We start from the raw sequence: 26,717 nt of genomic DNA on the forward strand, positions 1-26,717 counted from the left end.
CGCCGACCGCGGCGTCTTACGCCTGCGGCGGCTCGAGTCTCATCCGTTCTCAGGCTTCGCCGTCCGACGCCTCGTCGGCCTCGCCATCGCCCTCTTCGGCTTCCGCGATCTGCTGCAGGCCGGAGAGCTTGGTACCCTCATCGAGACTGATGAGTGTAACACCTTGCGTAGCGCGCCCCATCTCGCGAACCTCGGACACACGAGTACGAATCAAAACGCCCGCGGTCGTGATCAGCATGATCTGATCCTCGGCGTCGACGAGCGTCGCGGCGACGACCTTGCCGTTGCGCTCGGACGTCTGGATCGCGATCATCCCCTTCGTGCCGCGGCCGTGACGCGTGTACTCCGTAATCGGCGTGCGCTTGCCGTAGCCGTTCTCGGTCGCGGTGAGCACGGTCTGCTCTTCGCTGCCGGCGACCAGCAGCGCGATGACCTGCTGCCCGTCCTCGAGCTGCATGCCGCGTACGCCGCGCGCTTCGCGACCCATCGGGCGCACGTCGTTCTCGTCGAAGCGCACGGCCTTGCCGGCGTCGGAGAACAGCATCACGTCGTGCGCGCCATCGGTGATCGATGCGCCGATCAGGTAGTCGCCCTCGTCGAGGCCGACCGCGATGATGCCCTTCTTCATCGGGCGGCTGAATGCTTCGAGCGGCGTCTTCTTCACGGTGCCGAGCGACGTCGCCATGAAGATGAACTTGTCGGCCGAGAACTCCTTGACCGGCAGCACGACGTTGATCTTCTCACCGTCCTGCAGCGGGAACATGTTGACGATCGGGCGACCGCGCGAGTTGCGCGAGCCCTGCGGCACTTCATAGACCTTGACCCAGTACACGCGACCGCGGTTCGAGAAGCACAGGATGTAATCGTGCGTGTTCGCAATGAACAGCGTTTCGATCCAGTCGTCTTCCTTCATCTGCGTCGCTTGCTTGCCGCGACCGCCGCGCTTCTGCGCGCGATACTCGGACAGCGGCTGCGACTTCACGTAACCAGCGTGCGACATGGTGACGACCATGTCCTGCGGCGTGATCAGGTCTTCCGTATTCAGTTCGGTTGCGTTCAGCTCGATCTTCGAGCGGCGCGCGTCGCCGAATTCGGCCTTCACCGTCGTCAGCTCTTCGCCGATCATCGTCGTGATCCGCTCGGGGCGCGCGAGGATGTCCAGCAGGTCGGCGATCTGCGCCATCACTTCGCGATACTCGCCGATGATCTTGTCCTGCTCGAGACCGGTCAGGCGTTGCAGACGCATCTGCAGGATTTCCTGCGCCTGCGTGTCGGAAAGGCGATACAGCCCGTCGGCCTGCATCCCGAACGCCGGGTTCAGGCCTTCCGGACGATATGCGGAGCGGCCGCCTGCCGCGGCGTTGTCCGTCTCGGCACGCGTGAGCATCTCGCGCACGAGCGACGAATCCCACGGCTTCGCCATCAACTCCTGCTTCGCGATCGGCGGCGTCGGCGCGGCCTTGATGATCGCGATGAATTCGTCGATGTTCGCAAGCGCGACCGCGAGACCTTCGAGCACGTGGCCGCGTTCGCGGGCCTTGCGCAGCTCGTAGATCGTGCGGCGCGTCAGCACTTCGCGTCGATGCGACAGGAAGCACTGCAGGATTTCCTTCAGATTCAGCAGCTTCGGCTGGCCGTCGACGAGCGCGACCATGTTCATGCCGAACGTGTCCTGCAGCTGCGTCGCCTTGTACAGGTTGTTCAGCACCACTTCAGGCACTTCGCCGCGCTTCAGCTCGATCACGACGCGCATGCCGCTCTTGTCGGACTCGTCGCGAATGTCGGAGATGCCTTCGAGCTTCTTCTCGTTGACGAGTTCGGCGATACGCTCGAGCAGCGAGCGCTTGTTGACCTGGTACGGCAGTTCGTCGACGATGATCGCCATCCGCTGGCCGCGGTCGATCTCCTCGAAGTGCGTGGCCGCGCGCATCACGACGCGACCGCGCCCGGTGCGGTAGCCATCGCGCACGCCGGCGACGCCATAGATGATGCCGGCCGTCGGAAAGTCCGGCGCCGGGATGATCTCGATCAGCTCGTCGATCGTCGCGTCGGGGTTGCCCAGCAGATGCTGGCACGCGTCGACGACTTCGTTCAGGTTGTGCGGCGGAATGTTGGTCGCCATGCCGACCGCGATGCCCGACGAGCCGTTGATCAGCAGGTTCGGAATGCGCGACGGCAGAACCGACGGCTGCGTCTCGTTGCCGTCGTAGTTCGGCTCGAAGTCGACCGTTTCCTTATCGATGTCGGCAAGCAGCTCATGACCGATCTTCGCCATGCGAATTTCGGTGTAGCGCATCGCCGCGGCATTGTCGCCGTCGATCGAGCCGAAGTTGCCCTGCCCGTCGATCAGCATGTAGCGCAGCGAGAAGTCCTGCGCCATCCGCACGATCGTGTCGTATACCGCGGTATCGCCGTGAGGGTGATACTTACCGATCACGTCACCGACGATACGCGCCGATTTCTTGTACGCGCGGTTCCAGTCGTTGTTCAGTTCGTGCATCGCGAACAGTACGCGCCGGTGCACGGGCTTCAGGCCATCGCGGACATCCGGAAGGGCACGTCCGACGATCACGCTCATCGCGTAATCGAGATACGAACGGCGCATTTCCTCCTCTAGGGAGGTGGGCAGGGTCTCTTTGGCGAATTGATCCATGTATCCGTATCGTTTCGGAGCGAAGACGGCGAACGCCTTTCGCGTGGGCGCTGCATGCGCAACGCAACGCGAGATTCTAACATGCGCCCATCAGCCGCCAATTCGCCGGCCACACACTATATGTAAACAGCAAAAATCGTGGCCACGGCGACACGGGCCGGATCGACCGCGATCGTACCCTTCAAGACGGACCAGGGTTGCACCGGATCCGCGCCAAGCCCGCGAGTAAACCACTTGCCGGCCTTCCCGCAATTTCGCGCGCCCGCTCTTGACAATCTCTAAAAGTTACGGCAGGCCGGTGTTGCGCATGCACCACAAACGTTGAGGCGATCTTGGGGTGGGGAGGATTTTTTTTCGTAGGAAGGGAACGATATGGCAAAATGCCAACGCACTGAAAGTTAGACGCTGCTCGAAGTCTACACAGAGCGGTGCCGCGTTTTTTGTGCCGCACCAATGTTATACTTCGAGCAATGTATGACTTGTCACCGTCAACAGGCTCGCAGTAAACCTGCGGTAATCTCAATTTCGAGAGGAGAAATATGAATAAACTTTCAAAGCTCGCGTTCATTGCAGCTACCGCAGTTATGGCTGCATCCGCTTCGGCACAGTCGGTGCCGGCGTCGCGTCAAGCCGTCAACGACAACTGGGTGAACGGCACGGGCGAATGGGTGTGGATGAACGGCACGAACGAGCTCTGCTGGCGTGACGCATTCTGGACGCCGGCCACCGCCAACGCGAAGTGCGATGGCGCACTGGTCGCCCAGGCACCGCAGCCGCCGGTCGCTCCGGTCGCTCCGGCCATCACGAGCCAGAAGATCACGTACCAAGCCGACGCACTGTTCGACTTCGACAAGGCAACGCTGAAGCCGGCCGGCAAGCAAAAGCTGGACGAACTGGCTTCGAAGATCGAAGGCATGAACACGGAAGTGGTCGTCGCAACGGGCTACACGGACCGCATCGGCTCGGACAAGTACAACGATCGTCTGTCGCTGCGCCGTGCGCAAGCTGTCAAGTCGTACCTGGTCAGCAAGGGCGTTCCGTCGAACAAGATCTACACGGAAGGCAAGGGCAAGCGCAACCCGGTTACGACTGGCTGCAACCAGAAGAACCGCAAGCAGCTGATCGCCTGCCTCGCACCGGACCGCCGCGTGGAAGTCGAAGTGGTCGGTACGCAAGAAGTCCAGAAGACGACCGTTCCGGCAAACTAAGCCGCGGTTTTCGACTGCTTCAAAGCCCCGCTCCGGCGGGGCTTTTTCTTTGACGCCCGCTCAGGCGCTCGCTGGCCTCGTCGTCCGCCCGCTTATATACTCGGGGCTGACGTACCGACGCACCGCCCTCCTTCCGTAGCCCGTTTGCCGACATGACCAACGCCGATCCGCACGAACTCCAGAAATTCAGCGACCTCGCCCATCGGTGGTGGGATCCGAATGCCGAATTCAAGCCTCTGCATGACCTGAACCCGGTCCGGCTCGGCTGGATCGACGCACATGCCCACCTGGCCGGCAAGCGCGCACTCGATATCGGCTGTGGCGGCGGCATCCTGTCCGAATCGATGGCCGGACTCGGCGCGCAGGTGAAAGGCATCGACCTGTCGACCGAAGCGCTCGGCGTCGCCGACCTGCACAGCCTCGAAAGCGGCATCACGGTCGACTACGAGGCGATCGCCGCCGAGGCGATCGCCGAACGTGAGCCGGGCAGCTACGACGTGGTCACCTGCATGGAGATGCTCGAGCACGTGCCGTCGCCCGCCGGCGTGGTTTCCGCGTGCGCGACGCTCGTGAAGCCGGGCGGCTGGGTGTTCTTCTCGACGCTGAACCGCAACCTGAAGTCGTACCTGTTCGCCGTGATCGGCGCGGAATACATCGCACAAATGCTGCCCAAGGGCACCCACGACTACGCGCGCTTCATCCGCCCGTCGGAACTGGCCGGCTTCGTGCGCGCGACGGATCTGCACATCGTCGACATCAAGGGCATCACCTATCATCCGATCGGCAAGCGCTTCGCGCTGTCGAACGACACCGACATCAACTACCTCGTCGCGTGCCGCCGCGGCGCGTGACCTTCCGACTGGCATGACGACTCCTCTTTCGACCGCGCAGGCCGCACTCGATGAGCCGCGCCTGCTGCACTGCGATGCGGTGCTGTTCGACCTCGACGGCACGCTCGCCGACACCGCCCCCGATCTCGCGGCGGCCGTACACAAGATGCAGCGGGTGCGTGACCTGCCGGAAACACCGCTCGACGTGCTGCGGCCGCTGGCATCCGCCGGTGCGCGCGGCCTGCTCGGCGGTGCATTCGGCATCAACCCGCAAACGCCCGGCTACGAAGCGATGCGCGACGAGTTCCTGGCCAATTACGCAACGGACATCTGCGTGCACACGTCGCTGTTCCCCGGCATCGGCGATGTGCTCGACGAACTCGATGCGCGCGGCGTGCGCTGGGGCATCGTCACGAACAAGGTGATGCGCCTCACCACTCCGCTCGTCGAGCTGCTCGGCCTCGCGCAGCGCGCGGGCTGCGTCGTCGGCGGAGACACGACGCCACACCCGAAGCCGCATCCGGCCCCGCTGCTGCATGCGGCCAAGCGCTTGTCGCTCGCGCCGGAGCGCATTGCCTATGTCGGCGACGATCTTCGCGACATCCAGGCCGGCAGTGCGGCAGGCATGGCGACGGTCGCGGCCGCGTACGGCTATTGCGGCGACGGCGCCGCGCCAGCCGACTGGCAAGCACAGCATCTCGTCGGCTCGACGCAGCAACTGCGCGAACTGCTGCGCCATGTTGGGATATAATGATTGATCTTATCCGCGGGGGCGACCTGGTTTCGACAGGGGTTGTGAAGCGGCTAGGGCATGTCGAGGACCCGTCACCTCGTTAATCAATGGGAAAATCGTAACTGCAAACGACGATACGTTCGCACTGGCAGCCTAACGGCCGCCGTCCTCTGCCTAGTTCACTGACGGGCTAGTGTCGCAAGACCGGTAGCAATACCGACAGAGGTCATTTACGTCAGTTAAGCCCTGTCGGCGTCGCGACGCCAGGGTCGAAAACCTAGCGAATCGCCGTAGTGCAGCGTGTTCGTCCGCGTCGCTGCGGTTAAATCAAATGACTGAACTAAACATGTAGAACTAGTCGTGGAGCGCTTCTGGACGCGGGTTCGATTCCCGCCGCCTCCACCAAATTCCGCGCTTGACGCACGAACCCCGCACGACGCAAGTCTGCGGGGTTTTTTGTTGCCGGTGAAACCACACGTCCCGCTCCTTCCGAAAAAGCGCCCAGCCACGGACGGGCCGGGCGGAATGCCGCCGGTATTCCGGCGACAGGAGGTGACGGGTGTTCGGTGCCGCCCGCGCGGTCATCGACCGCCGAACGGCGTGCTGCCCGGCACCGCAACCGGGGCGCGACGCGTCGTCGCAACCGGCACGCGGCCCACCGGGCGATGCACGACTTAGCTGCCGCGATACAGCGACTTCATTTCTTCAGCACTGGCCGGGCGCACGCCCATTGCGCGCGAACCCGATGCCGATGCGCCTTGCGCTTGCGCGCCGTACCCGCTGGCGTCGACGCCTTGTGCCTGGGCGAGGCGCTGCTGCTCTGCGACACGAGCGGTGGCAGCCTGGATGGCTTCCGGATAGTGCGGATCTTCGCCGCGGGCAGTGTTGTAACCCGCTTGCTGCAGTTGAACCAGTTCGGCGCGAACCTGTGCACGGGTGAGTGCCGAGCCGGACTGCGCGAACGACACGACCGGGGCAACGAGAGCGGCAGCAACGACAACGGCTTGAACGAGCGACTTCATGATGACCTACCTCCACATTTGTCTGTTTTCGCGGTGGACACCTCGTTCACCGCTGACAAACCAAAGTTTATGTAGGTGAGTGCTTAAGAATAAGGCAGGTTTGTGGAAGACATTCTTCCTGAATCAAGGGTTAACCCTAAATTCCACCCTCCTCGTTTGCCGCATTGCACGTCGATGCGCCATAAAGCACGAGCCCCGCGAAGCAGCAAGCTTCGCGGGGCTCGAAGAGAACCGCACGGACCCCGTGTGGCCATCGGTCAGGCGCGTGCCCGCAACCTTGCAGCGCGCCTGCGCCGATCTTTACTGGCTATCCATCGGGCACTTCAAGTTGCAGCCGTCCGGGTCACCCATGTCACCCTTGCGACGCAGCGCCGACTTCTTGCCGGACTGATATTTCTGCGACGGCGCCGACGCAGCGAACGGCATCTGCGGATGCTCGTTCAGGCGAAACTGGTCGCTCAGGATGCCGCCGGGTACGCCCGGCGAATTCTGCGCAAATGCAAACGGCGATACGGCGACCAGAAGCCCCGCGGTCAACGCTGCCGCGGAGAGGTGAACGGAAAGTTTCATGGCGGGATGACGCCTGAACGGCGTGCTTGTTGGAACGTTGATCAAGCGGCAAGCGTAGCGCAAATCCCCCGCTGCTGCAGCGCGATCCAATCCGGGCCTCGTTACCGTGCATTGCCGTCCGGCGCAGCCGCGCCGTCGCTGCCGGCCAGCCCCGTCGCGATGCCGGTCAGCGTTCCGCATGCCGCCGGATCGTAACCGTCGAGATGTGCGACGCGCTCGACGAAACGCGCATCGCGCAGCAATGCCAGCACCCCGGCGAGCGGCCGCGAGCCAAGCCGCGCGCGCTCGCACGCGAAGTAATAGTCCTCGTCGACGACCGGGATAAAGTCGAGCCCGAAGTGATGCGCGGCCGGCTCGACGCCGAAGCCGAGATCGGCCATCCCGCTTGCGACGAACGCCGCGATTGCCGAGTGCGTGAGCTCGGCCGACGCATAGCCGTCGATGCGCTCGGGATCGATGCCGATCGCGCGCAGCGCAAGATCCAGCAGCATCCGGGTGCCCGACCCTGGCTGCCGATTGACGAAACGAATGTCGTTGCGGGCGAGATCGGCAAGCCCGCAGACCTGCTTGGGATTGCCCCGCGGCACGAACAACCCTTGCTGGCGACGCGTCAGATGAATGAGCACGTGACGCGTATCGTCGAGCCATGGCCGGTAGATCTGCGCACACTGCTCACGGAACGCGCCGCGTGGCAGATGGAAGCCGGCCAACTCGCATTCGCCGCGCGCGAGCGCCTGGACGGCCTCGACGCTCTCCCGATACTTGATGTCGACGGCTGCCTGCGCGTCGACGAGCGCGGAAACGAGTGTCGCGACAGCGTAGCCGTGCGACGCATGGATGCGCACGGCGCCGTCGCGCTGCGCGAGCCGCCGGTTCAGGTCGCTCGCCACTTCGGCCGCCAGCGCGCGCAAGTTGCCGTCGAGACGACTGCGCGCGAGGCGCTGCGCGTCGACGATCGCCTGCCCGAGTTCCGACAGCGTCGATCCCTTGCCGCGCGCGGTTTCGATCAACGCCGCGCCGACGCACGCCTCCAGCGCGCGCAGCATGCCCCAAGCGTGCCGATACGACAACCCTTTCGCCTGCGCGGCCTGCGCGATGCTGCCTGTGTCGGCCACCAGTTCCAGCAACGGCGCGACGTCCGACAGACTGGCCGTGCGGCCCTCGGTGTCGCGTACGGTCAGATACGCGTCGCATTCGATTTGAATCAATTATGCACTCCAATCTCCTATTGCGACTGCGAAATCTTCCGCTTATCGTTGGTGTAAATCAATCAGAACGAAGTCCCGATGCGTACTATATGAATTTCGAGCGCATATGAGACTTTGGAGGAGCATAACCGATGTCCCCGAATTCCCATGCGCCCGACGCGCTCGTCGAGCGCCATGCGCGCGCCGGCCGCTCGCTCGTCGCGATCCTGCACGCGATCCAGGACGACGCGGGTTACGTGCCGGCGGGCTGCGTCGCACCGCTCGCGAAGACGCTGAACCTGTCGCGCGCGGAAGTCCACGGTGTGCTCACCTACTACCATCACTTCCGCACCTCGCCGCCCGCACGCGTGACGATCCAGATGTGCCGCGCCGAAGCATGCCGCAGCATGGGCTGTGAAGCGCTGGCCGCGCATGCGGAAGCACGCACGGGTTGCCGGTTCGACGCGGCACACGGCAACGGCGCCAATGCGCACGCACCCGATGCAGTCGCGCTCGAATCGGTCTACTGCCTCGGACTGTGCGCTCAATCGCCGTCGATGACGGTCAACGGCGTGCTGCACGCAAAGGTCACGCCGGAGAAATTCGACGCACTGCTCGCCGACGCGGCCGCTCACACCCCGGAGGCCGCATGACGACCCGCATCTACGTTCCGCGCGATTCGTCCGCGCTGGCGCTCGGCGCCGACGCGCTGGCCGGCGCAATCGTCGCGGAAGCCGAACGGCGCGGCATCGAGATCGAGCTGATCCGCAACGGCTCGCGCGGTCTGCTCTGGCTCGAACCGCTCGTCGAGGTCGGCACGGCCGCTGGACGCGTCGGCTATGCGAACCTGTCGGCCGCCGACGTACCGAGCCTGTTCGACGCGAACTGGATCGACGGCGGCGCGCATCCGAGCGGCATCGGCCTCGTCGACGCCTTGCCGTATCTCGCCCGCCAGCAGCGCCTGACCTTCGCGCGCATCGGCCTGACCGACCCGCTGTCGATCGACGACTACCTGAAGCACGACGGCCTCGCCGGCCTGAAGAACGCCCTCGCGCTCGACGGCGCTGCCGCATGCGAGACGCTGATCGAATCGGGGCTGCGCGGCCGCGGCGGCGCGGCCTTTCCGGCAGGCATCAAGTGGCGTACCGTCCGGCACGCGAGCGCCGCGCAAAAGTACATCGTCTGCAACGCGGACGAAGGCGATTCGGGCACGTTTTCCGACCGCCTGATCATGGAAAGCGACCCGTACTGCCTGATCGAAGGGATGATCATCGCGGGTATCGCGACGGGCGCGACGCTCGGCTACATCTACGTGCGCAGCGAATACCCGCACGCGATCGCGGCGCTCGAAACCGCGATCGAGCGCGCCCGCGCAGCCGGCTGGCTCGGCGAACACGTGCTCGGCTCCGCGCATGCGTTCGACCTGCACGTCGCGAAAGGCGCGGGCTCGTACGTGTGCGGCGAGGAAACGGCACTGCTCGAATCGCTCGAAGGCAAGCGCGGCGTCGTGCGCGCGAAGCCGCCGCTGCCCGCGCTCGCCGGCCTGTTCGGCCAGCCGACCGTGATCAACAACGTGATCACGCTCGCAACGGCGCCGGTGATCTTCGCGCGTGGTGCCGCGTTCTATCGCGACTACGGGATGGGCCGCTCGCGCGGCACGCTGCCGTTCCAGCTCGCGGGCAACATCCGTCACGGCGGGCTCGTCGAACTCGCATTCGGCGTCACGCTGCGCGAGTTGCTGTTCGACTACGGCGGCGGCACGGCAAGCGGCCGCCCCGCGCGTGCCGCTCAAGTGGGCGGCCCGCTCGGCACCTACCTGCCCGAACACCAGTGGGACGTGCCGCTCGACTACGAGGCCTACACGGCGATCGGTGCAGTCGTCGGTCACGGCGGCATCGTGCTGCACGACGACACGTCGAATCTCGCCGAACTCGCCGAATACGCGATGAAGTTCTGCGCGATCGAATCGTGCGGCAAGTGCACGCCGTGCCGGATCGGATCGACGCGCGGCGTCGAGACGATCGCCCGCATCCGCCAGGGCGACACGTCGGAGCGTCAGGTCACGCTGCTGCGCGATCTGTGCGACACGATGCTCGCCGGCTCGCTGTGCGCGATGGGCGGGATGACGCCGTACCCGGTGCTGTCCGCGCTCGACCATTTCCCCGAAGATTTCGGGCTCGCCGCCGGCAAGCAAGCCGCGTCGGGTCCGGTCAAGGCTGCGGCCTGACCCAGAAGGAGCCCTGCATGTCACTCGACACGAACAACGTCCGCCAAGGCAGCTGCGGCTCGGGCCAATGCGCGTGCAAGAGCGCCGCACAGGCGCGCGCGCTCGATCCGTTGGACGATACCGACTACGGCACGCCGCAACGCCATGCCGACACCGACGTCACGCTCGAAATCGACGGCCAGCCGGTCACGGTGCCGGCCGGCACGTCGGTAATGCGCGCCGCGATCGAAGCAGGCGTCAACGTCCCCAAGCTCTGCGCGACCGACTCGCTCGAACCGTTCGGTTCTTGCCGTCTGTGCCTCGTCGAAATCGAAGGCCGGCGCGGCTATCCGGCGTCGTGCACGACGCCGGCCGAAGCCGGCATGAAGGTGCGCACGCAGTCCGATCGGCTGCAGTCGCTACGCCGCAACGTGATGGAGCTGTACATTTCCGATCACCCACTCGACTGCCTCACCTGCCCGGCCAACGGCGACTGCGAGCTGCAGGACATGGCGGGCGTCGTCGGGCTGCGCGAAGTGCGCTACGGCTTCGACGGCGCGAATCACCTTCGCGACGCCAAGGACGAATCGAATCCGTACTTCACATACGATCCGTCGAAGTGCATCGTGTGCAACCGCTGCGTACGCGCGTGCGAGGAAACGCAAGGCACGTTCGCACTGACGATCGCCGCGCGCGGTTTCGAATCGCGCGTCGCCGCCGGCGAAAGCGAATCGTTCATGGCCTCGGAATGCGTATCGTGCGGCGCCTGCGTCGCCGCCTGCCCGACCGCCACGCTGCAGGAAAAGTCCGTCGTCCAGCTCGGCCAGGCCGAGCATTCGGTCATCACCACCTGCGCGTACTGCGGCGTCGGCTGCTCGTTCAAGGCGGAGATGAAGGGCACGCAGGTCGTGCGCATGACGCCGCACAAGAACGGCCTCGCGAACGAAGGCCACGCATGCGTAAAGGGACGCTTCGCGTGGGGCTATGCAACGCACAAGGACCGCATCACGCAGCCGATGATCCGCGAGAAGATCACCGATCCGTGGCGCGAAGTCAGCTGGGAAGAAGCGCTCACCTACGCGGCAACGCAGTTCCGCAAGCTGCAGCAGAAGTACGGCCGCGATTCGATCGGCGGCATCACGTCGTCGCGCTGCACGAACGAGGAAACCTACCTCGTGCAGAAGCTCGTGCGCGCCGCGTTCGGCAACAACAACGTCGATACCTGCGCCCGCGTGTGCCATTCGCCGACCGGCTATGGCCTGAAGACGACGCTCGGCGAATCGGCCGGCACGCAGACTTTCGCGTCTGTCGGCCACGCCGACGTGATCGTCGTGATGGGCGCGAACCCGACCGACGGCCACCCGGTGTTCGGCTCGCGCCTGAAGCGGCGCATCCGCGAAGGCGCGAAGCTGATCGTGATCGATCCGCGCCGCATCGATGTGGTCGACGGCCCGCACGTGAAGGCCACGCATCACCTGCAACTGCGGCCCGGCACCAACGTCGCGATGGTCAATGCGCTCGCGCACGTGATCGTCACCGAAGGGCTCGTCGCCGACGCATTCGTTGCCGAGCGCTGCGAGACGCGTGCGTTCGAGCAATGGCGCGAGTTCGTGTCGCGTGCCGAGAACTCGCCGGAAGCGACCGCGGACGTGACGGGCGTGCCGGCTGCTCTGGTGCGCGAAGCCGCGCGCCTCTATGCAACCGGCGGCAACGCCGCGATCTACTACGGTCTCGGCGTGACCGAACACGCGCAAGGTTCGACGACGGTGATGGGCATCGCGAACCTCGCAATGGCGACCGGCAACATCGGCCGCGAAGGCGTCGGCGTCAATCCGCTGCGCGGCCAGAACAACGTGCAGGGTTCGTGCGACATGGGTTCGTTCCCGCACGAATTGCCCGGCTACCGGCACATCGGCGACGAAGTCGTACGCACGCAGTTCGAGCAGGCATGGTCGGCCACGCTGCAACCGGAACCGGGGCTGCGCATTCCGAACATGTTCGACGCAGCGCTTGACGGCAGCTTCAAGGGGCTCTACTGCCAGGGCGAGGACATCGTCCAGTCGGACCCGAACACGCAGCATGTCGCCGCCGCGCTGTCCTCGATGGAATGCATCGTCGTGCAGGACATCTTCCTGAACGAAACCGCGAAATACGCACACGTGCTGCTGCCGGGTTCGACGTTCCTCGAGAAGGACGGCACGTTCACGAACGCGGAGCGCCGCATCTCGCGCGTGCGCAAGGTGATGCCGCCACTCGCCGGCTACGCGGACTGGGAAGTGACGCTGCTGCTGTCGCAGGCGCTCGGCTACGACATGCATTACACGCATCCGTCGGAAATCATGGACGAGATAGCGCGGCTCACGCCGACCTTCTCGGGCGTGTCGTACGAGAAGCTCGACGCGATGGGCAGCATTCAGTGGCCGTGCAACGAACAGGCGCCGGAAGGCACGCCGACGATGCACGTCGACGAGTTCGTGCGCGGCAAGGGCCGGTTCGTGATCACGCAGTTCATTCCGACGCCGGAAAAGGTCACGCAGCGCTATCCGCTGATCCTGACGACGGGCCGCATCCTGTCGCAATACAACGTCGGCGCGCAGACCCGTCGCACCGAAAACGTCCAGTGGCACGAAGAGGACCGCCTCGAGATCCATCCGCACGACGCGGAGGATCGCGGGATCCGGACCGGCGACTGGGTCGGCATCGAGTCGCGTGCCGGTCATACGGTGTTGCGCGCGCTCGTGGCCGAGCGCATGCAGCCGGGGGTCGTGTACACGACGTTCCACTTCCCCGAATCGGGCGCGAACGTGATCACGACGGACAGTTCCGACTGGGCGACGAATTGCCCGGAATACAAGGTGACGGCCGTGCAGGTGATGCCGGTTGCGCAACCGTCCGACTGGCAGCGTGCGTATGCGCGCTTCAACTCGGAGCAGCTCGACCTGCTCGAGCGCCGCGCCGGCGCGCAGGCTGCCGTGACGACAGGCAAGTGAGGACGCGATGGACACCGGACACCTGATCGACATGGCCAACCAGATCGGCGCTTTCTTCGAATCGATGCCCGATCGCGAAGAAGCGCTGACCGGGATCGCCGAGCATATCCGGCGCTTCTGGGAGCCGCGGATGCGCCGCGCGTTTCTCGCCGCACTCGACGATCCGTCGGGCGCAGCCGCGCAACGCGCGGCACCGATCGTGCTCGCCGCGATCGCCGCGCATCGCGCTTCGCTCGTGCCGGCCGCTGCACCTGCCTGAACGTCTCCCGCTACGCGGGCAGCGACATGCCCGCGAACCAGCTTTCGCAATGGCGCAGCAGCGCGTTCGCATCGGTTGCGGTGCGGCCGCGCGCCGCGATGTAACCATCGGGCCGCAGCAGGTAGAACGACGGCCTCGAGCGACCGTATGCCTGTGCGAGCCCGTCCGCTCCGTCGCTTTCGGCATCAGCGACGCGCCACGCACGCACGGCGCCCGGCATGATCCGCTCCAGCCCCTGCACGAGCGCCTGCGCATCCGCGGACATCGGAGGCACATCGGCTGTCTCGCCTGCTTCTCCGCTCACGGGCTCCTCGAGCAGCAGCAGCGTAAAGCTCGCCGGATCGTGCAGGTCGTATAGCCGCGCGGTTCCGGGTGCCTGACCGAGCGGCCCGTCGACGACGTGTACGAGCGCATCGGGCGCACGCTCGCCGGCCCGCGGGCCGCCATCGAGCACGCGCTCGAGCGTGAGCGCACTTTTGCGATATTGCACGCCGAGTTCGCTGACGGTGCGACGCACAGCATCGCGCACCGGCCCGAACGACGCCAGCAGCGGCACGACATGATCGCGCAGCAGCTTCATCGCACCGTGGTCGGCTTCGACGATCTGCGTGACGAGGCCAGTCTGCCGCAACACGTCGCGCTCGATCGGATGACGCTCCGCGTGATACGTGTCGAGCAGCCGCTCCGGCGAGCCCGCGCCGAGCACGCGCGCGAGCTTCCAGCCCAGATTGAACGCTTCCTGAATGCCCGTGTTCATGCCCTGCGCGCCCGCCGGGCTGTGGACGTGCGCGGCATCGCCCGCGAAAAATACGCGCCCTTGACGCAGCCGATCGACCATCCGGCTGTGCAGGTGGAAATACGACGACCATGCGAGATCGCTCGGCGAGATCGACGCGCCCACACGAGCGCGGACGATCGCCTCGCATTCCGCGAGCGACGGCGTCGACGTCTCCGGCGATGCATCGCTGCCGGGCGGCCGGTCGGCGACGAGCCGAAAGCGACCGCCGCCCATCGGGAACAGCGCCGCGATGCCGGCGGACGTGGTGAACAGGTGGATCTCCTCTTCCGGCCAGTCGGGTATCGCCGCGAAATCGGCGAGCAGGAAAGTCTGTTCGAACGCATGCCCGGCGAAGCCGAGGCCAAGCAGATGGCGTACCGTGCTGTGCGCGCCGTCGGCGGCGATCAGGTATGACGGCGCGAACGCTTGTTCGAGGCCGTCGACGCCGCGGATCTTCACGTCGAGCGACGTGCCGCCCGCGTCGCACGCTGTGAGCGTGACGCCACGCTCGATTGTCACGCCGAGCCCTGCGAGATGCTCGGCGAGCAGTCGCTCGGTGATGCTCTGGTCGAGGAACAGCAGATATGGATAGCGCGTTTGCAGCGGGTCGAAATCGAGCCGCGCGATCACGCGGCCGTCCGCGTGCAGCGCGGCCGCATGCGCGCGATGGCCCAGCGCGAGGAACGGTTCGACCGCGCGATGCTGCTCCAGCAATTCGAGCGTGCGCGCCTGGATGCCGATCGCTCGTGAATACGGCGCGGGCATGGCGAGCCGGTCGATGATGCGCACCGGCACGCGAGCCCGCGCGAGGCTCATTGCGGCGGCAAGGCCGGTCGGCCCGGCGCCGACGATCAGCACGGGCGGAATGTCGAGCAGTGTGTCAGCCATGAGAACCTCGATGACACGCGATCCTGCAAGTCTACGCCGCTCCGCGTGACGGGGCCATATGCCGACCTGCCAATCTGGGGCGGCCCCGCGCAGTGTGGGAAAATACGCGCTTTCCGTCAGTTTTCGCGTCATGGATTCCGCATTCGACCGAGCGTACGCCGCGCACCGCGCGGGCCACCTCGCCGAGGCCGAGCACGGCTACCGTGCCGCGCTCGCCACCAACCCCGCCGACGCCGACGCACTCCATCTGTTCGGCGTGCTGCGGCATCAGCAGGGGCAACATGCCGAGGCGGCCGATCTCGTCGGGCGCGCGGTCGCGCTGCGCCCGGGCGACGCCGCACTGCAGCTCAACCTCGGCAACGCGCTGAAGGCCCTCGGCCGGCTCGACGAAGCGATCGACCGCTTTCGCAACGCGCTGACGCTCGCGCCCGAATTTCCGCTCGCGCACTACAACCTCGGTAACGCGTATGCGGCGCTGCAACGCCACGAGGATGCCGTCGACGCATTCAGCCGCGCGCTTCGGCTTACGCCCGACGATGCATCGATCCACAACAATCTCGGCAACGCGCTGAACGCGCTCGGCCGTCACGACGACGCGCTCGCCGCATTCCACCGCGCACTCGAGCTGCGGCCAGGACACGCCGGCGCGCACAACAATCTCGCGATGGCGCTGAACGCAATGGGCCGGGCCGACGACGCGATCGCGCACTTCCAGGCCGCGATTGCCGCGCAACCGCGTTTCGTCGCCGCGCATTTCAATCTCGGCAATACGTTCGAGGCGATCGGCCGTCACGCTGAAGCCGCCGCCGCATTCGAAACCGCGCTTGCACTGCATCCGCCGTTTCCGCTCGCACTCTTCGGGCTCGCGAACGCACTGAGCGCGCAGGCGCGCCAGCGCGACGCGCTGCCCTACTACGAACGCGCGGTCGGACTCGATCCGTCATTCGGTCTCGCGTGGCTGAACCTCGGCAACGCGCATCACGCGCTCGGTGCGCACGAAATGGCACTGCGCGCATTCGACCAGGCGCTGCGCGTCGCGCCCGACCTGAAGCTCGCGCAACTGCACCGCGCAGTCACGCTGCTGACGCTGGGCGACTTCACCCGCGGCCTGCCCGCTTACGAATCGCGTCACGACACGCCAGGCGCACCGACGCTCGGCACGCTGCCGCGCTGGCAAGGCGAGCCGATCGCGTCGCACACGCTGCTGATCCGTGCGGAACAGGGGTTCGGCGACACGCTGCAGTTCGTCCGCTTCGTGCCGCTGGCGCGCGCGCGTAGCGCCCGCGTGGTGCTCGAGGTGCAACCGGAACTCGTCGCGCTGCTCGCGCCGGCCGCCGCGCGCTGGCGCGTGGCGCTCGTCGCACAGGGCGCCGCGAAACTGCCGGCCGCAGACGTCGCATGCACGCTGATGAGCCTGCCGTTCCTGCTCGGGCTGCAGCCGGCCGAGATCGTCGCGGACACGCGCTACCTCGGCGCGCCGGACAGCGCACGCCGGCGCTTTCGCGGCTCGCTTGGCGGGCGGTCGAAGCGCAAGTTCGGCCTCGCGTGGTCGGGGCGCCGGCAGGCGCAGGAAAACCGCTCGATGCCGTTCGACGCACTCGCGCCGCTGCTCGCGCTGCCCGACATCGACTGGGTCGTGCTGCAGCCGGCGCTCGACGACGACGAACGGGCACGCGTCGATGCGCACCCGCGCGTGCATCGTCTCGACGGCCGCCTGAACGATTTCGCCGACACGGCCGCGCTGATCGAGCGGCTCGACGGCGTCGTCACGATCGATACGGCCGTCGCGCACCTCGCAGGCGCGCTCGGCAAGCCGCTGTGGATCATGCTGCCGTTCGCTGCCGACTGGCGTTGGTTCACTGGCCACGACTGCCCGTGGTACCCGCAGGCCACGCTCGTCCGTCAGCCCGCGCCGGGACAATGGTTCGACGTGGCGACGGCGGTCGCCGCCGCGCTGCGCGACGGCTGAATGCCCGAGCGCCCGATCGCATACGAAAAAAGGGAGCGCACAATGAACTGCGCTCCCTTTTTCATTCACCACGATGCGCCGATGCGTCGCCTGCGATGTCAGGCCGCCTTGTACTGGTTGCGCGACTCGGGCGTGCGATACAGCACGAGCGTCGCGATCAGCCCGCAAATCGCAGCGACGCTCAGCCACAGCCCCGGCGCGGCCTTGTTCCCGGTCTGGTGAATCAGCAGCGTCGAGATCGCAGGCGTGAAGCCGCCGATCGTCGTCGCAAGACTGTATGCGAGCGAGAAACCGGCGGTGCGCACGTCGACCGGCATCACTTCGGTCAGCGCGACGACCATCGCGCCGTTGTAAGAGCCGTACAGGAACGACAGCCACAGCTCGACCGCGAGCAGCCGCAGGAACGACGGATCCGCGACGAGCCACTGCACCGCCGGATAAGCCGACAGCAGCGTGAGCACCGTGAACGTGATCAGCACCGGGCGGCGACCGATACGGTCCGAGAGTCCGCCGGACAGCGGCAGCCAGACGAGATTGGACAGGCCGACGCAGACGGTCACGACGAGCGCATCGAGCGACGACAGGTGCAGCACTTCCTTGCCGAACGTCGGCGTGTACGCGGTGATCATGTAGAACGACACCGTCGTCATGATCACCATCCCCATACCGGCGATCACGACGCCCCAGTTCTCGAGCATCGAACGCATGATCTCACCCATCGTCGGACGGTGGCGCTTGGCGAGGAACTCGTCGGTCTCCTTCAGCGAACGCCGGATGAGGAACAGGAACGGCACGATCAGGCAGCCGATCAGGAACGGAATGCGCCAGCCCCACGCGCTCATGTCCTCGGCCGGCAATGCGCGGTTCAGCAGCACGCCGACGAACGCGGCGAACACGACGGCGACCTGCTGGCTGCCCGATTGCCACGACGTATAGAACCCCTTGTGGCCCTTCGTCGCGATCTCGGACAGGTAAACCGACACGCCGCCGAGCTCGACACCCGCCGAAAAGCCCTGCAGCAGCCGGCCGAGCAGCACGAACACCGGTGCGAGCACGCCGATCGTCGCATAGCCGGGCACCGCGGCGACGGCGAGCGTGCCGAGCGCCATCAGCCCGAGTGTCAGGATCAGCCCCTTGCGGCGGCCGTGATGGTCGATGTACGCACCGAGCACGATCGCGCCGACCGGCCGCATCAGGAAGCCCGCGCCGAATACCGACAGCGACAGCATCAGCGACGCGAACGCATTGCCGCTCGGAAAGTATGTCTTCGCGATGGCCGACGCGTAATACCCATAGACCATGAAGTCGTACATTTCCAGGAAGTTGCCGCTGACGACCCGGAACACGGTACGGACTTTCGATTCCTGCTCGACGGCGTGTGAGGTGGTGGTCATGTTTTTCTCTCAGCTCGGATGGCGCAAGCTCCGCGCCGCGTGGATCCGACGATGCGTGTCGCGCCGATCGGGGGCACGGACATCGCTGTCAGCCGGCAGCACGTCGCGCATCGGTGCGTGCCGGCATCGTTCGCAAATGATGCCACGCGAAGCCGACAATTGCCTTGTACCCAGCCTGCAGTTGCCGTGGTTTCCTTCAGCTCGTATGCGTCGCCCCGACAGCCGGCACGCCGTCCGCAGATTTCGACCGGACATCGCGGCTGCCCTGCCACCCGACCGCTGGCAACCGCCCGTTAAAAAACCCGGCGAAGCATGCATCGCCGGGTTTCGCCCCTCCGCCGCTCCGTCGGACCGGCGTATCGTCACTTGCTCGCAGGCAATCCCGTTTCGGCCTGCCGCTCGAGTTTTCGCACCTGCTCCTGCAGATCGCGCAACTGGATCTGCGCCGCCCGCTTCTCGACCTGCAGCGCCTGGGTCTGTTCCTGCGCCGACTTCTGCCGCTGCGCGACCTGGGCCTGCTGGCTGCGCGCGACGCTCAGATCGGCCTGCAGTTGCTGCGCGCGCGTCGCCTGCAGCGCAATCACGCGCTCGAGAAACGCTTTCTGCGCCTGCAATTCGGTGCGCCGGATCTCGACGTCCGCGAGCTGGACCGTCTGCTGGACGAAGTTCGCATACACCATCTCCGCGCGATTCCTTTCCTGCGACTTGATCACGCGCCACAGATGCTTGTCCTGGAACAGCGCGACGTAATACGTCATCTCGTCTGGATCGAACATCAGGCTCGCGCCATAGCTGCCGTTGTACGTGGTGCGCATCTCGACGAGGCGCCCGCCGTGCAGCATCTGCGCGAGTTCGGCGACGTTGCCTTGCGTGCTGGCGTCCGTCGCGGACGACGCCGAAGCCGGTGCCGCATCGCCGCTCAGGCTCGTGACCGCAGGGCGCGTGCCTGCCGCGGGCGCGGACGCGTCGGCGGACCACGCGGCGCTCGCGTATGCGCAGGCAGCCATCGCCACGATCCACGTTGCGCATCGTGCGGGAGGGAAATTTCGGAAGGCCAACGTCAGACTCCGGCGAACGAATCGGAACTCGCGATTATCGTTCAAAACCAGACGGCGCATCCCGAACATGACGGGATGCGGCCGGCCTTCCGGCGATGCAACGCCAGCACCTGCTACAGACGGGTTTCGCGTGCCGCGCGCAGGAATGCATCGAGCAGCGGCGTGCAGTCGAGCAGTTCGGCGCCGCCCGCGCGATGGAACTCCGGGTGCCATTGCACGCCGACCACGAACGGCGCGCGCCGGTAGCGGATGCCCTCGATGATCCCGTCGCCGGCCGACACGGCCTCGATGTTCAGATCGCGGCCGAGATCGCGGATCGCCTGGTGGTGGATCGAGTTGACGATCGCCTCGCTGCGCCCGGGGAACATGCTCGCGAGCGACGACGTGTCGGGGAAGCGGATCGCGTGGCGATGCTGGTCGTAATGCTCGCTCACGTGCGGATTCGCGGTCGGCACGTCGGTCGCGATGTCCTGGTACAGCGAGCCGCCGAACGCGACGTTGATCAACTGGCAGCCGCGGCACACGCCGAGCACTGGCTTGCCGGACTCGACGAATTCGTGAAACAGCTCGAGCTCGTACATGTCGCGGACACGGTCGCCCGGCCATTCGGGACGCGCATCCGACGCCGCATAGGTTTGCGGCGACACGTCCGCGCCGCCTTGCAGCAACAGGCCGTCGAGATGTTTCGCGTAGTCGCGCAGGCGGATGTTGCTCGGATGCAGCATGCCCTGATGCCCGACCGTCGGAATCATGAACACGAGCACGTCGCGCGACATCACCCAGTGTGCGATCGATTCCTCGAGATACTGCAGCGTCTTGCCGCGCAGCCCCTTCGCGCCGGGTTCCGGGTGGAAGATCCGCGCCGACACGCCGATGCGCAACGTGCGCTGCGTGATGCGCTGCCCGGCACGGTCGAACAGCCGGCGCGCACGCGCCGCGACGATCCGGCCGAATACCGACCATGGCGTGTCGCTGTGCTTCAGATAGGCCGGCGGCGCATTCTGCGCGCTCGCAGGCGGCGGCCGCGGCGTATCGAAATCGGGCGGCGCGCCGAAGCCGGGCGGCGGCGCACCGGGTTTCGGCGTTGCCGCATTGCCTTCAGCGGTGGCGCCCGTCGCACCGGGTGCGCCCGGCTCCGACGCCGCCGTGACCGGCGATGCGCCGTCCTCGGCCACGTTCTGCGCAGCAGCAGCCTGCGCGGCGGGCATTTTCGCCGGATCGGAGCGGGGGGAATCGGAAGAAGCGGAAGAGGTGCCGGGCAGACCGGCCGGGGGAGGCGTGTTTTCGCTCATGACGATGGTCTGGTACGTCGCTCGCGCGTATTGGATTGACGAGGATTCATTATGCTTCAGTGCACGATCGCGCGGCAAACCTGCAACATCCTGTCGATATTGTTGCAAGTCGTCGCATGCGGCAGCACAACCATCCCGGCCCTTATAGGGCGGCGGCCTGATCCCTCCGAGGCACACACTGGACACCAGTGATATATCACAATAATATTCACGGATCGTCCACGCTCCCGATTCCCGCGCCATGATCGCGCCCCGCCCGGCCGCCGCGCCGCCGTCCGCATGAACGCCCTGACCGACGCGCTCCGCGACCGCCCCTCCGCCTCGGCGGCCAGCCTCGCCGATCGCGCCTACGCGCTGATCCAGCGCGACATCATCACAATGCGGCTGAAGCCGGGCGCCGCGCTCAACGAAGCCGACCTCGTCGCGCGCACCGGCATCGGACGCACGCCCGTGCACCAGGCCGTGCACCGGCTGGTGCTCGAAGGACTGCTGTCAGTGATGCCGCGCAAGGGACTGATGGTCCAGCCGCTGTCGCTCGACGACATCGTGTCGGTGATCGACGTGCGGCGCATCAACGAAGCGCACTGCGTCGAACTCGCGGCGCGCCACGCGACGCCCGACGATCTCGCGCGCATGGCCGCGCTGCTCGACGACGGACAGGCGTGCGTCGACACGCACGACGTCGAAGGCATGATGGAGCTCGACCGCGCGTTTCACCAGGCGATCGCCGCGGCGGCCCGCAACACGGTCCTCGCGGAAGTCCTGCGCGCGCTGCACGAACGCTCGCTGCGCTTCTGGTTCGTCACGCTGTCCGAGCCGCACCATTTATCCGATGTCCAGCGCGAACACCGGGAACTGTTCGAGCGGCTGTCGGCGCGCGACGCCGCCGGTGCGCGTACGGCCGTCGAACGCCATATCGCTTCGTTTCGCGCCGCCCTTGTCCAACATCTTCGCCCCTGAGCCGCTCATGACCACTTTCACGCCCTTCCCTCCGCTCGCCCAGCTCGCCGCCGACCTCGCCGCCGGCCGGACCACGAGCCGCGAGCTCGTCGACGTTGCCCTCGACCGGATCGCCGCCCCGTCCGGCCAGGGCGCCGCCGTCTTCACCGAAGTCGACGCCGACAACGCACGCGCGGCCGCCGATGCGCACGATCGCCTGCGCGCCGCCGGCACCGTGCTGTCGCCGCTCGCGGGGATCCCCGTGTCGGTCAAGGACCTGTTCGACGTCGCGGGCCAGGTGACCCGCGCCGGTTCGCGCGTGCTCGACGGAGCGCCGCCCGCAAAGGCCGATGCGGTCGCCGTCGCGCGGCTCAAGCGCGCGGGCGCGGTGCTGGTCGGCCGCACCAACATGAGCGAATTCGCGTTCTCGGGGCTCGGGCTGAATCCGCACTTCGGCACCCCGCGCTCGCCGTACCATCGCGACGTGCCGGGCGATGCGCGCATTTCGGGCGGCTCGTCGTCCGGCGCGGCCGCATCGGTCGCCGACGGGATGGCCGCCGTCGCGCTCGGCACCGATACGGGCGGCTCGATCCGCATTCCGGCCGCGCTATGCGGGCTCACCGGCTTCAAGCCGACCGCGAGCCGGATTCCGACGCAAGGCGGCGTGCCGCTGTCGACCACGCTCGACTCGTTCGGACCGATCGGCCTGACCGTTGCATGCTGCGCGCTCGTCGACCGGATGCTCGCCGGCCTCGAGCCGCATGTGCCGGCCGCGCGGCCGCTCGAAGGCGTCCGCCTCGGCGTGCTGACGAACTATGTGACGGATGGCGTCGATGCCGACGTCGCCGCCGCGCTCGACGCGTCGCTCAAGCACCTCGAAGCCGCCGGCGCGATCGTCACGGAAGTGCGCTTTTCGGCGCTCGACCGCTTGCCGGAAATCAACCGCTTCGGCTTCTCGCCGATCGAGGCATACGCGTGGCATCGTCCGCTGCTCGCGCAGCATCGCGACCAATACGACCCGCGCGTACTGTCGCGCATCCTGAAGGGCGAACCCGCTAGCGCGGCCGACTATCTCGACCTGCTCGCCGCGCGCGCGGCCATGCTCGACGAAGCGGCGCACACGGTCTGGGCGCGTTTCGACGCGCTCGTCACGCCGACGGTGCCAGTCGTGCCGCCCCGCATCGCCGATCTCGAAGCCGACGATACCGAATTCACGCGCACCAACGCGCTGATACTGCGCAACCCGAGCGCATTCAACTTCCTCGACGCGTGCGCGCTGTCGCTGCCATGCCATCCGCGCGATACGGCGCCGGTCGGCCTGATGCTCGCCGCCGCGCCGCATCGCGACGACGCACTGCTCGCGATCGGCCAGTCGGTCGAGGCCGTGCTGAACACGATCCGGTAACCTCGCAAGCGCAATGACGGCGGCCCGGGCGGCGCATGCAACACGTGCGGCGGGGTGCCGCAGGTGCGCCGTCAGTTTCGTGCCAGATCGTTCGCGCTAAAATCGCGCGATTGATCATCGGACCGACCAACGACAGGAATCCCGCCGACATGAACGACTACACGCTCGCCCTCCGCCGTGAACGCCGCTTGCTGATGCTGCTCGGATGGGTGTGCATCGCCCTGCTGGCCGGTGCGCTGTACCTGCAATACGTGAAGAACGAAGACCCGTGCCCGCTGTGCATCATCCAGCGTTACTTCTTCGCGGCGATCGGGATCTTCGCGTTCCTGGCCGCCGGGATGCGCAACTGGCGCGGCATCTGGGTGCTCGAGCTGCTGGTCGCGATCGCCGCGGCCGCCGGCGTCGGCACGGCCGCACGACATCTGTCGATCCAGATGAATCCGGGCTTCAGCTGCGGCTTCGACACGCTGCAGCCGATCGTCGACAGCCTGCCGCCCGCACATTGGTTCCCCGGGATGTTCAAGGTCGCCGGCCTGTGCGAGACGGTCTACCCGCCGATTTTCGGCATCCTGCTGCCCGGTTGGGCGCTGATCGGCTTCGCAGTGATCCTGATCGCCGTCGTGTCGAGCCTCTGGCGCCATCGCCGCAAGCTCGCAGGCTGACCGTCCGCGATGCGCGGCCCCGTCCAACCGGTCGGCGGCGCGCAGCCGGCTCCCGCTCGCCCGGCAGTGCCGGCAGCGTCCCGGGCGGCGCGCATTCTGCGCGCCGCGCGTAAACACCTCCCCCCGCCGCCGCCCGGATGTCCGGGCGAACGCGCATCGCACGACATCGCGCTCGCGCCCCGCCACACGTACGTTTCCGCCCGATGTACGCGCATCGGCACCCCGATCCCGCGCGGCGGGCCTATGATCGACATGATCGCCGTCTGATAGCCCGGATCACCGTCCGGCGATGTTCCCGTCGCTTTGCGGTGCTATCTTGGTGGCTGGATGGCGATCTACGTGCGCGAGGCCAGGCGGTCTCACCCCCTGCGTAACGCGCGCCCGATCCGCAATGTCGACTGGATTCATCATGACAACGCAAACCATCCGCATCCGTCACCCTCATGGCGTCCGCACGTCCCGCGGCGGCGTTCGCGCGCGCCCTCGGCGCATTGCCACCGCTCCGCATCAACCGTGTGGCCGGCCCGGCCCGCTCCCGTCCATCCTCGTTGCCGCCGCGTCCGCCAGCCCGCGCCGCGTGTCGGGCCGCGTCGTCCCGAACGGAGCGTGCTGATGGAAGCGTGGCTCGGCGATCTGCAGCAACTGCTCGCGCACGGCGAAGCGGCCGTGCTCGTGACGGTCGCGCACACCGACGGCTCCGCGCCACGCGAGGCCGGCACCAAGATGCTCGTCACGCGCGACACGGCCCGCCATACGATCGGCGGCGGTCATCTGGAATGGAAGGCGATCGAGATCGCGCGGCATCTGCTGAAGGACGGCGCACACGTCCCCCACGCACGCCGGCTCGAACGGCTCGCACTCGGCCCGAGCCTCGGCCAGTGCTGCGGCGGCGCGGTCGTGCTCGCGTTCGAGCGGCTCGACGTCGGCGATCTCGGCTGGATCATGTCGCTCGCGAAGCGTGTCACGGCGGGCGCCGCGACCGTGCGTAGCGTATCATTCGGCCCCTCGCCGGGCGCGCCGCTGCTGAGCGAACCCGAATCGCAGTCGGCGCGTGCCGACTGCCTGCTGTGGGAAACCGGCGGCGTGTCGCTGATGACCGAAACGATCGCGCCGTATGCGTTCCCCGTCGTGCTGTTCGGCGCCGGGCACATCGGCACCGCGCTCGTGAAAGTGCTGGCGACGCTGCCGTGCCACGTGCGCTGGATCGACGGGCCCGATGCGGCGTTCCCGCCGGCCGACGCACTCGCCGGCATCGGCAATCTCGCGATCGACGCGCTCGCCGCCCCGGCCGATGCCGTCGACGCAGCGCCGCCGCACGCGTACTTCGTCGTGATGACGCACGACCACGCACTCGATTTCGTGCTGGCCGAGCGCATCCTGCGACGCGGCGACTATGCGTACTTCGGGATGACCGGCTCGCACGCCAAGCGCGTGCAGTTCGATCATCGTCTCGCCGCGATCGGCATCGACCCGGCCCAGGTCGCGCGAATGCGCTGCCCGATCGGCGTCGAAGGCATCATCGACAAGGCGCCAGAAGTGATCGCGATCTCGGTGGCCGCGCAATTGCTGCAGGCCGTCGAAGCGAATGCGCCCGCGCAAGCTTCCCCTACATTCTGACCGACCAAGAACAACGCCATGACCCCGACATTCAAGGACAAGATTGCCCGTGCACCGAAGGCGGAGCTGCACATCCATATCGAAGGCTCGCTCGAGCCCGAACTGATTTTCGCGCTCGCGCAGCGCAACGGCGTGAAGCTCGCATACGACTCGATCGACGCGCTGCGCGCCGCGTACGCGTTCACCGACCTGCAGTCGTTCCTCGACATCTACTACGCCGGCGCGAGCGTGCTGCTGACCGAGCAGGATTTCTACGACATGACGGCCGCGTACTGCGAACGCGCGCTCGCCGACAACGTCGTCCACACCGAATTGTTCTTCGATCCGCAGACGCACACCGAACGCGGCGTGCCGATCGAAACGGTCGTCGCGGGCATCGACCGCGCGCTCGCCGATGCCGAGCAGCGCGGGCTGTCGAGCAAGCTGATCCTGTGTTTCCTGCGCCACCTGTCCGAAGACGACGCGCTCGCGACGTTCGAATCCGCATTGCCGCTGTTCGAGCGCTATCGCCATCGTCTGATCGGCGTCGGCCTCGACTCGTCCGAACTCGGCCATCCGCCGTCGAAGTTCGCGCGCGTGTTCGAGAAGGCGCGCGCGCTCGGCTTGAAGCTCGTCGCGCATGCGGGCGAGGAAGGCCCGCCCGCCTACATCTACGAAGCGCTCGACGTGCTGAAGGTCGACCGGATCGACCACGGCGTGCGCAGCATCGAGGACGCGGCACTCGTCGAACGCCTCGCGCGCACCCGCACGGCGCTCACCGTGTGTCCGCTGTCGAACCTGAAGCTATGCGTGTTCGACGACATGGCGAAGCACACGCTGAAGGCACTGCTCGATCGCGGCGTCGCGGTGACGATCAATTCCGACGATCCGGCCTATTTCGGCGGCTACGTCAACGACAACTACTTCGCCACCGTCGACGGGCTGCAACTGACGGACGCCGAAGTGCACGCAGTGATCCGCAACGGCTTCGAGGCGTCGTTCGTCGACGCCTCGCAGCGCGACGCGCTGATCGCGCGTCTCGATACGTACTGGCAGGCCGCGTAACGCGCCGGCATCG

21 protein-coding genes and 1 other RNA gene are annotated in these 26,717 nt (G+C 66.7%); 14 read left to right on the top strand and 8 right to left on the bottom strand.

Features of this window, described 5'->3' with window-relative positions; genetic code table 11:
• Window positions 1-49: 49 nt before the first annotated feature.
• On the bottom strand, window positions 50-2,653 hold the full coding sequence (gene gyrA / locus DIE13_RS15055) for a DNA gyrase subunit A (RefSeq protein ID WP_124827933.1): 2,604 nt from the start codon (window positions 2,651-2,653) through the stop codon (window positions 50-52).
• A gap of 539 nt (window positions 2,654-3,192) precedes the next feature.
• On the opposite strand from gyrA, the gene ompA reads away from it, so the two are divergent.
• The 4 genes from ompA to ssrA all read left to right on the top strand — a co-directional run bounded on the left by ompA (window position 3,193) and on the right by ssrA (window position 5,829).
• Entirely contained in the window at window positions 3,193-3,861 is a 669-nt protein-coding gene (gene ompA / locus DIE13_RS15065) for an outer membrane protein OmpA (protein ID WP_096503732.1), read from the top strand.
• 152 nt (window positions 3,862-4,013) lie between these two features.
• Window positions 4,014-4,712 carry a bifunctional 2-polyprenyl-6-hydroxyphenol methylase/3-demethylubiquinol 3-O-methyltransferase UbiG gene (gene ubiG, locus DIE13_RS15070; RefSeq protein WP_096503730.1) on the top strand — a complete coding sequence of 233 codons (699 nt, stop codon included), beginning with the start codon at window positions 4,014-4,016 and terminating at the stop codon, window positions 4,710-4,712.
• Window positions 4,713-4,725: 13 nt separating this feature from the next.
• Complete coding sequence (gph, locus tag DIE13_RS15075; protein ID WP_124827934.1) at window positions 4,726-5,442, top strand: phosphoglycolate phosphatase; 717 nt, start codon at window positions 4,726-4,728, stop codon at window positions 5,440-5,442.
• 17 nt (window positions 5,443-5,459) lie between these two features.
• Window positions 5,460-5,829: a transfer-messenger RNA gene (gene ssrA / locus DIE13_RS15080) on the top strand.
• Between the two features lie 269 nt (window positions 5,830-6,098).
• On the opposite strand, the gene DIE13_RS15085 is transcribed toward ssrA, so the two are convergent.
• The 3 genes from DIE13_RS15085 to DIE13_RS15095 all read right to left on the bottom strand — a co-directional run bounded on the left by DIE13_RS15085 (window position 6,099) and on the right by DIE13_RS15095 (window position 8,224).
• Window positions 6,099-6,446, bottom strand: a complete 348-nt coding sequence (locus DIE13_RS15085) for a DUF4148 domain-containing protein (protein ID WP_124827935.1) — start codon at window positions 6,444-6,446, stop codon at window positions 6,099-6,101.
• A 300-nt stretch (window positions 6,447-6,746) separates the two neighbouring features.
• Window positions 6,747-7,016 (bottom strand): hypothetical protein, encoded by a 270-nt coding sequence (locus DIE13_RS15090; protein ID WP_124828086.1) that lies wholly within the window; start codon window positions 7,014-7,016, stop codon window positions 6,747-6,749.
• A gap of 101 nt (window positions 7,017-7,117) precedes the next feature.
• Window positions 7,118-8,224, bottom strand: coding sequence for a substrate-binding domain-containing protein (locus tag DIE13_RS15095; RefSeq protein WP_124827936.1), 1,107 nt, complete (start codon window positions 8,222-8,224; stop codon window positions 7,118-7,120).
• 131 nt (window positions 8,225-8,355) lie between these two features.
• Between DIE13_RS15095 and DIE13_RS15100 the strand changes: the two genes are divergently transcribed.
• From DIE13_RS15100 to DIE13_RS15115, 4 genes are read left to right on the top strand one after another with little or no spacing between them, the layout of a single operon-like run.
• Window positions 8,356-8,856, top strand: a complete 501-nt coding sequence (locus DIE13_RS15100; RefSeq protein ID WP_124827937.1) for an NAD(P)H-dependent oxidoreductase subunit E — start codon at window positions 8,356-8,358, stop codon at window positions 8,854-8,856.
• Window positions 8,853-10,430: a formate dehydrogenase beta subunit gene (locus DIE13_RS15105; protein ID WP_124827938.1), complete on the top strand. Its 1,578-nt coding sequence runs from the start codon at window positions 8,853-8,855 to the stop codon at window positions 10,428-10,430. The genes DIE13_RS15100 and DIE13_RS15105 overlap by 4 nt, the downstream gene beginning before the upstream one ends.
• Before the next feature lie 17 nt (window positions 10,431-10,447).
• Window positions 10,448-13,399: a formate dehydrogenase subunit alpha gene (gene fdhF / locus DIE13_RS15110; RefSeq protein WP_124827939.1), complete on the top strand. Its 2,952-nt coding sequence runs from the start codon at window positions 10,448-10,450 to the stop codon at window positions 13,397-13,399.
• A 7-nt stretch (window positions 13,400-13,406) separates the two neighbouring features.
• The gene (locus DIE13_RS15115; protein ID WP_124827940.1) at window positions 13,407-13,658 is read left to right on the top strand and encodes a formate dehydrogenase subunit delta; all 252 of its coding nucleotides are present in this window, start codon (window positions 13,407-13,409) and stop codon (window positions 13,656-13,658) included.
• Between the two features lie 10 nt (window positions 13,659-13,668).
• Here the strand turns inward: DIE13_RS15115 and DIE13_RS15120 are convergent, their stop codons facing one another.
• Window positions 13,669-15,324: an FAD-dependent monooxygenase gene (locus DIE13_RS15120; protein ID WP_124827941.1), complete on the bottom strand. Its 1,656-nt coding sequence runs from the start codon at window positions 15,322-15,324 to the stop codon at window positions 13,669-13,671.
• A 130-nt stretch (window positions 15,325-15,454) separates the two neighbouring features.
• Here DIE13_RS15120 and DIE13_RS15125 point away from each other — a divergent pair, with 130 nt between their 5' ends.
• Window positions 15,455-17,293: a tetratricopeptide repeat protein gene (locus DIE13_RS15125; protein ID WP_175796307.1), complete on the top strand. Its 1,839-nt coding sequence runs from the start codon at window positions 15,455-15,457 to the stop codon at window positions 17,291-17,293.
• Between the two features lie 98 nt (window positions 17,294-17,391).
• On the opposite strand, the gene DIE13_RS15130 is transcribed toward DIE13_RS15125, so the two are convergent.
• The 3 genes from DIE13_RS15130 to DIE13_RS15140 all read right to left on the bottom strand — a co-directional run bounded on the left by DIE13_RS15130 (window position 17,392) and on the right by DIE13_RS15140 (window position 21,037).
• The gene (locus DIE13_RS15130) at window positions 17,392-18,687 is read right to left on the bottom strand and encodes an MFS transporter (protein WP_124827943.1); all 1,296 of its coding nucleotides are present in this window, start codon (window positions 18,685-18,687) and stop codon (window positions 17,392-17,394) included.
• A 362-nt stretch (window positions 18,688-19,049) separates the two neighbouring features.
• Window positions 19,050-19,694: a DUF2968 domain-containing protein gene (locus tag DIE13_RS15135; protein ID WP_124827944.1), complete on the bottom strand. Its 645-nt coding sequence runs from the start codon at window positions 19,692-19,694 to the stop codon at window positions 19,050-19,052.
• 164 nt (window positions 19,695-19,858) lie between these two features.
• Entirely contained in the window at window positions 19,859-21,037 is a 1,179-nt protein-coding gene (locus DIE13_RS15140; protein WP_124827945.1) for a gamma-glutamyl-gamma-aminobutyrate hydrolase family protein, read from the bottom strand.
• 279 nt (window positions 21,038-21,316) lie between these two features.
• Between DIE13_RS15140 and DIE13_RS15145 the strand changes: the two genes are divergently transcribed.
• From DIE13_RS15145 to DIE13_RS15165, 5 genes are all read left to right on the top strand, one after another.
• Window positions 21,317-21,997, top strand: a complete 681-nt coding sequence (locus DIE13_RS15145) for a GntR family transcriptional regulator (protein ID WP_124827946.1) — start codon at window positions 21,317-21,319, stop codon at window positions 21,995-21,997.
• Window positions 21,998-22,004: 7 nt separating this feature from the next.
• Window positions 22,005-23,381: an amidase gene (locus DIE13_RS15150; RefSeq protein ID WP_124827947.1), complete on the top strand. Its 1,377-nt coding sequence runs from the start codon at window positions 22,005-22,007 to the stop codon at window positions 23,379-23,381.
• Window positions 23,382-23,530: 149 nt separating this feature from the next.
• Entirely contained in the window at window positions 23,531-24,043 is a 513-nt protein-coding gene (locus DIE13_RS15155; protein WP_124827948.1) for a disulfide bond formation protein B, read from the top strand.
• Window positions 24,044-24,655: 612 nt separating this feature from the next.
• On the top strand, window positions 24,656-25,660 hold the full coding sequence (gene xdhC / locus DIE13_RS15160) for a xanthine dehydrogenase accessory protein XdhC (protein WP_124827949.1): 1,005 nt from the start codon (window positions 24,656-24,658) through the stop codon (window positions 25,658-25,660).
• 18 nt (window positions 25,661-25,678) lie between these two features.
• The gene (locus DIE13_RS15165; RefSeq protein ID WP_124827950.1) at window positions 25,679-26,704 is read left to right on the top strand and encodes an adenosine deaminase; all 1,026 of its coding nucleotides are present in this window, start codon (window positions 25,679-25,681) and stop codon (window positions 26,702-26,704) included.
• The last annotated feature ends 13 nt before the right edge of the window (window positions 26,705-26,717 follow it).

The organism is Burkholderia sp. Bp9016, from assembly GCF_003857765.1.
Classification (GTDB): Bacteria; Pseudomonadota; Gammaproteobacteria; order Burkholderiales; family Burkholderiaceae; genus Burkholderia.

What these genes read in the sequence shown, in the direction of transcription:
- gyrA (WP_124827933.1), bottom strand. Translation starts at nt 2,653, where the DNA reads ATGGATCAATTCGCCAAAGAGACCCTGCCCACCTCCCTAGAGGAGGAA.
- ompA (WP_096503732.1), top strand. Translation starts at nt 3,193, where the DNA reads ATGAATAAACTTTCAAAGCTCGCGTTCATTGCAGCTACCGCAGTTATG.
- ubiG (WP_096503730.1), top strand. Translation starts at nt 4,014, where the DNA reads ATGACCAACGCCGATCCGCACGAACTCCAGAAATTCAGCGACCTCGCC.
- gph (WP_124827934.1), top strand. Translation starts at nt 4,726, where the DNA reads ATGACGACTCCTCTTTCGACCGCGCAGGCCGCACTCGATGAGCCGCGC.
- DIE13_RS15085 (WP_124827935.1), bottom strand. Translation starts at nt 6,446, where the DNA reads ATGAAGTCGCTCGTTCAAGCCGTTGTCGTTGCTGCCGCTCTCGTTGCC.
- DIE13_RS15090 (WP_124828086.1), bottom strand. Translation starts at nt 7,016, where the DNA reads ATGAAACTTTCCGTTCACCTCTCCGCGGCAGCGTTGACCGCGGGGCTT.
- DIE13_RS15100 (WP_124827937.1), top strand. Translation starts at nt 8,356, where the DNA reads ATGTCCCCGAATTCCCATGCGCCCGACGCGCTCGTCGAGCGCCATGCG.
- DIE13_RS15105 (WP_124827938.1), top strand. Translation starts at nt 8,853, where the DNA reads ATGACGACCCGCATCTACGTTCCGCGCGATTCGTCCGCGCTGGCGCTC.
- fdhF (WP_124827939.1), top strand. Translation starts at nt 10,448, where the DNA reads ATGTCACTCGACACGAACAACGTCCGCCAAGGCAGCTGCGGCTCGGGC.
- DIE13_RS15115 (WP_124827940.1), top strand. Translation starts at nt 13,407, where the DNA reads ATGGACACCGGACACCTGATCGACATGGCCAACCAGATCGGCGCTTTC.
- DIE13_RS15120 (WP_124827941.1), bottom strand. Translation starts at nt 15,324, where the DNA reads ATGGCTGACACACTGCTCGACATTCCGCCCGTGCTGATCGTCGGCGCC.
- DIE13_RS15125 (WP_175796307.1), top strand. Translation starts at nt 15,455, where the DNA reads ATGGATTCCGCATTCGACCGAGCGTACGCCGCGCACCGCGCGGGCCAC.
- DIE13_RS15130 (WP_124827943.1), bottom strand. Translation starts at nt 18,687, where the DNA reads ATGACCACCACCTCACACGCCGTCGAGCAGGAATCGAAAGTCCGTACC.
- DIE13_RS15135 (WP_124827944.1), bottom strand. Translation starts at nt 19,694, where the DNA reads ATGGCTGCCTGCGCATACGCGAGCGCCGCGTGGTCCGCCGACGCGTCC.
- DIE13_RS15140 (WP_124827945.1), bottom strand. Translation starts at nt 21,037, where the DNA reads ATGAGCGAAAACACGCCTCCCCCGGCCGGTCTGCCCGGCACCTCTTCC.
- DIE13_RS15145 (WP_124827946.1), top strand. Translation starts at nt 21,317, where the DNA reads ATGAACGCCCTGACCGACGCGCTCCGCGACCGCCCCTCCGCCTCGGCG.
- DIE13_RS15150 (WP_124827947.1), top strand. Translation starts at nt 22,005, where the DNA reads ATGACCACTTTCACGCCCTTCCCTCCGCTCGCCCAGCTCGCCGCCGAC.
- DIE13_RS15155 (WP_124827948.1), top strand. Translation starts at nt 23,531, where the DNA reads ATGAACGACTACACGCTCGCCCTCCGCCGTGAACGCCGCTTGCTGATG.
- xdhC (WP_124827949.1), top strand. Translation starts at nt 24,656, where the DNA reads ATGGAAGCGTGGCTCGGCGATCTGCAGCAACTGCTCGCGCACGGCGAA.
- DIE13_RS15165 (WP_124827950.1), top strand. Translation starts at nt 25,679, where the DNA reads ATGACCCCGACATTCAAGGACAAGATTGCCCGTGCACCGAAGGCGGAG.